Here is a 4,621-nt window from a genome sequence, read left to right as displayed (position 1 = left end):
AATCCACCCGGCCCGGCTCGGCCCGCGTGAGCGCCGCCGAGGAACAGCGCCGCGTGCTCGACGTGGTCGCCGGGCTGGCCGAGGCCGGGGTCTGGGTCTCCGTCGATACCCTGCACGCGAGCACCGCCGCCGCCGCGATCGCGGCGGGTGCCCGCCTGATCAACGACGTCTCCGGCGGGCTCGCCGACCCCGAGATGCTCGCGGCTGTGGCGGCCAGCGACGCCGAATACGCGATCGGGCACTGGCGGGGGATCCCCGACCCCGAGCACTCCCGCGCCCAGTACCGCGAGGTGCTCGCGGACGTCACCGCGGAGCTTGCCGAGCGCGTGGCCGCGGCCCGCGCGGCCGGCATCCCCGCGGAGCGGCTGATCCTGGACCCGGGGCTCGGCTTCGATAAGACGACCGAGCAGGGCTGGCGGCTCCTCGCGGGCTTCCCCGAGCTGGGCCGCGAGCTGGGCCTGCCCGTGCTGATCGGGGTGTCGCGCAAGCGGATGCTCGCCGAGCTGCTGCCCGCCGGGCACCCGGTGACCGACCGCGACCTGCCCACCGCCGTGGTCAGCGCCCTCGCCGCCAGATCGGGAGCCTGGGGCGTGCGCGTCCACGATGTCGCGGGCACGCGGGCCGCACTCGCGGTACAGTCGGCATGGGACGGTTCGCGCCCCGAACGAGCGGCCGTGCCCGGAACGGAGAGCAGATGAGCGACTTCGACGGTGACCTGATCACGCTGACCGGCCTCGAATCCTTTGCCCACCACGGGGTCTTCGACTTCGAGCGCGAGCGGGGGCAGCGCTTCGTGCTCGACGTGACCGTGGCGACCGCGCTCGGCGCCGCGGCGGCGAGCGATGAGCTGGACCAGACGATCCACTACGGCGAACTCGCGAACGCGGTCGTTGCGGCGGTCGAGCGCGACCCCGTTGACCTGATCGAGACGCTCGCCGAGCGGGTCGCGGCCGTCGCCCTCGGCTTCGCCGGGGCCCGCGCGGTACGCGTCACGGTGCACAAGCCCGACGCCCCCATCGAGGTGCCGTTCGCGGATGTCTCGGTGACCGTCGTGCGCCGGGCCGCCCCGGCCGCCGTCCCCGAGGCGGGTGCGGCATGATCCGGCAACGAGTCGACGCGATCATCGCCCTCGGCAGCAACCTCGGCGAGCGCGAAGCGACGCTGCACGCCGCGGTCGAAGAGCTGCGCGCGGTCACCGGCGTCGAGTCCGTGGAGCTGTCCCCGCTCCGCGAGACGCTGGCGCTCACGCCTGAGGGCGTCGACCCGGACGCGCCCCGCTACCTGAACGCGGTCGCCCGCGTCCGCACCGGGCTCACGCCGCACGAGCTGCTCGACGAGCTGCAGCGCATCGAGACCGGACACGGCCGCACCCGCGACGTGCGCTGGGGGGACCGCACCCTCGACCTGGACCTCATCGTCTTCGGGGGCCGCGTCGTGCAGGACGAGCGGCTCACGGTGCCGCATCCCCGCGCCTTCGAGCGGGACTTCGTGCTCGCCCCCTGGCTCGGGCTCGACCCGCAGGCCGTGCTCATGGGGCACGGCCGCGTCGCCGACCTCCTGGCCCGGATCGGGGACACCACCCTGCCCGTGGCCCCGGCCATCGAGGGAGCGCCGTAGCGTGCGCGGCACGACGAAACCCATGACCGTGGTCAACACGGCCATCACCGGGTTCGGGCTCGGGCTGCTGCTGCAGCTGGCCCGATCCGCGATGGGGCACGCGCCCTTCGTTCCCCCGCTCAGCCTGCCGGTCACGCTCGTCCTGCTCGGCGGGATCGTGCTGATCCTCGCGATCGTGCAGCGCCGGACCGTGGGCCGCCCCGACCGGCTCGTGAACCCGTTCCGGGCCGTGCGGCTCCTCGCCGCGGCGAAGGCATCCCTCCTCGTGGGCACCCTGTTCGCCGGTTTCGGGGGCGGGATGCTGCTGCAGTTTGGGATGCGGAGCGTGTCTCCCGCGGTTGAGGTCTGGCAACTGGGGGCCGCTACCCTGGGGGGAGGGATCGTGCTCGCCGTGTGCGGCGCGATCGCCGAGTTCCTCTGTCGGGTCCCTCCGGCGGGGGATGACCCTGACCCGGAGGAAGACCCCAACCATGCCGACCAGCCAGCCTGAGCCAGCCGAAGCACAGCCCGGGGGCGAGCCCTTGGCTGCCCCGGAATCTCACGCCCCGGCCGCGCACGCCCCGGAACCGCGCCCCGGACAGGGGTCTTTCCCGGCGCCCCCGGCGCAAGCCGCGCACGCTGCACCCTCGCCTGCACCCGAGCCGCCGGCCCCGTCGGCTGCCGCGCCAGCCGCGCCCGAGGGCGCGTCCGCGCGGCCGCGGCGGGCCGCCGAGCACGTCCCGGACCTGACCTGGCACCGGGTCTCCCCGCGCTACGTGTGGGTGGACTTCGTCGGCAACCTCGTGAGCGTGCTGATCGTGATCGCGGTCGGGCTCTTCCTCGCCTTCGTGGTCATCGATGACCCGGCGCCCTGGTTGCTCCCCGCCTTCGCCGCTGGCGCGCTCGCGCTGTTCGTCTATGCCCTCTTCGGCATCCGCCGCGTCCGGGCCATCGGGTACCAGCTGCGCCAGGACGACCTGCTCTTCCGCCGGGGCATCATGTTCTCCCGCACGGTCGCCGTGCCCTACGGCCGGATGCAGCTCATCGATATCCAGCGCGGCCCGCTGCTGCGCGCCCTGGGGCTGACGAACCTGAAGTTCGTCACCGCCGCCGCGGCGACCGACGTCGTGCTCCCCGGCCTCGTCGACGCGGACGCGAGCGAGCTCCGCGACCGCCTGGTCGCCCTCGCCGAGACCCGGCGGTCCGGGCTGTGACGACCCCCGACACCGGCGCCGACGCGGCGGCAGAAACCGCCAACGACGCGACCCTCGCCGAGCCGCACGTCCCCGATTCCGCGAGCCTGCCGGGGGCGGACGCGGGCGACGGCTGGAACCGGCTGCACCCCGCCTCACCCCTGCTGCGCGGCGGCGTGGTCTTCCTCGCGATCGTGGGTATCGTCATCGCGAACCTCCGCGACCGGCTCATGAGCCTGTTCTTCGGCGGCTGGATGGGCGAGAACCTGAGCACCTCCGAGGGCGACCTCGTCGACATGGTCCTCGAGCGCAACCTCGTGTTGATCGTGCTGATCGCGGTCGTCGTGCTCGTGATCCTCGTCGTGCTCGGGGCCTGGATCGGCTGGCGGATGCACACCTACCGGATCAGCGCCGAGGCCGTCGAGACACGCAGCGGGGTGCTGTTCCGGAAGCACCGGCGCGCGCCCCTGCGCCGGATCCAGGGCGTGAACATCCAGCGTCCGATGATCGCCCGACTCTTCGGCCTCGCCACGCTCCAGGTGACCACCGCCGGCTCGGATGGCCAGGTCCAGCTGCAGTACCTCTCCTTCGCCCAGGCCAAGGAGCTGCGCCAGATCATCCTGCGGTCCGTCGCGGAGGCCCGGGGGGAGCGGCTCCCGGAGCGCGCCCCCGCCCCCGCGGTCACATCAAACGCGCAGGCGGCGCCCTTCCTCGTCGAGGAGGGCTCCGGCCTCGCCGTGCTCGCTGACCCCGCGAGCGGTGCCCCCATCGTGCTCGACCCGGAGACCGCGGCGCCCCGCGCCGTGGATCCCGCTCGGATCCGGCACGCGACCGATCCGCAGACGGGCCAGCCCCTGTTCCGGGACCCGGTCAGTGGCGCGCCCGTGCTCGCCGCGGCCCCCAGCGTCCTCGACGAGCGCCTGAGCGAACTCGTCGATCCGGACCTCGACCCGCTCCTGGATTCCCCGGCCTCGCTCGTTCGCGTCCCCACGGCCCGACTCATCGCCTCGATCCTGCTGAGCTGGGGCTTCCTGATCTCGCTCGGCGTGTTCGTTGGCTTCCTCTGCGTGAGCATTTTCGGCGAGACCCTCTTCCTGCTCGCGGTGGTGCCGTTTGCCCTGATCGTGGTGACCACGTTCTGGGGAAGCTTCACGCGCGGCATGAGGTTCTCCATCTCGAAGAGTCCGCAGGGGGTGCGGGTCTCCTCCGGCCTGCTCACCACGGTCACCGAGACGCTGCCCGCCGGGCGCATCCACGCCGTCGGCATCAAGCAGCCGCTGCTCTGGCGGCCCTTCGGCTGGTGGCGCGTGCAGGTCAACGTCGCGAGCATCGGGCAGCAGAACCAGCAGCTCATGCTCCCGGTCGGGACGGCCGCGGACGCCGTGACGGTGTTCGGGCTGCTCACCCAGGGGCACGGCCTGAGCGACGAGGAGCTGCTCGTGTGCCTCGCCGGGGGAGCCCGCGAGGCCTTTGTGAGCGCCACGCCCCGGGCGCGGCTCGTGCTCAACCCGGGCTGGAAGCGCACCGGCATCCGGCTGGTCGGCGAGACCGAGACCGCCTCGAACGTCCTGCTGCGGCGCGGCTTCTTCGTCCGGCAGCTGGCAATGGTGCCCCTCGTCCGCGTGCAGTCAACGCAGCTGCGCCGCACGCTGTTGCACCGCTGCACGGGCCTTGCCCGCTTGGAGCCGCAGACCGTGCTCGGCGTCGTGGGCACCGCGGTGCGCGGGCTGCCCCTGGCCGCGGCGCGGGAGATGCACGAGCGCATCGCTCGGGCCGCCGTGCTCGCGGGCGAGGCCGACCGGGCCGGATCCGGGGAGTCCTCGTGAGCGCGC

The 4,621-nt window shown here is 73.5% G+C and carries 6 protein-coding genes; all 6 read left to right on the top strand.

Annotation, left to right across the window (positions count from 1 at the left end):
• On the top strand, positions 1–698 hold a 698-nt coding region (gene folP, locus OOT08_RS07195), incomplete at its 5' end, for a dihydropteroate synthase (RefSeq protein WP_325091919.1).
• Entirely contained in the window at positions 695–1,099 is a 405-nt protein-coding gene (gene folB, locus OOT08_RS07190) for a dihydroneopterin aldolase (RefSeq protein ID WP_325091918.1), read from the top strand. The genes folP and folB, both read left to right, overlap by 4 nt.
• Positions 1,096–1,617 (top strand): 2-amino-4-hydroxy-6-hydroxymethyldihydropteridine diphosphokinase, encoded by a 522-nt coding sequence (folK, locus tag OOT08_RS07185; RefSeq protein WP_325091917.1) that lies wholly within the window; start codon positions 1,096–1,098, stop codon positions 1,615–1,617. The genes folB and folK overlap by 4 nt, the downstream gene beginning before the upstream one ends.
• 22 nt (positions 1,618–1,639) lie before the next feature.
• A complete protein-coding gene (locus OOT08_RS07180) occupies positions 1,640–2,107 on the top strand; it encodes a DUF3180 domain-containing protein (RefSeq protein ID WP_325091916.1) in 468 nt (155 codons plus the stop codon).
• A gap of 235 nt (positions 2,108–2,342) precedes the next feature.
• The gene (locus tag OOT08_RS07175) at positions 2,343–2,810 is read left to right on the top strand and encodes a PH domain-containing protein (RefSeq protein WP_442916206.1); all 468 of its coding nucleotides are present in this window, start codon (positions 2,343–2,345) and stop codon (positions 2,808–2,810) included.
• The gene (locus OOT08_RS07170; protein ID WP_325091914.1) at positions 2,807–4,615 is read left to right on the top strand and encodes a PH domain-containing protein; all 1,809 of its coding nucleotides are present in this window, start codon (positions 2,807–2,809) and stop codon (positions 4,613–4,615) included. The genes OOT08_RS07175 and OOT08_RS07170 overlap by 4 nt, the downstream gene beginning before the upstream one ends.
• The last annotated feature ends 6 nt before the right edge of the window (positions 4,616–4,621 follow it).

Origin of the sequence: Leucobacter sp. M11, assembly GCF_035726885.1 — a bacterium.
Lineage (GTDB): Bacteria > Actinomycetota > Actinomycetes > Actinomycetales > Microbacteriaceae > JAPFRB01.
This window is presented reverse-complemented; position numbering and strand designations above follow the sequence as displayed.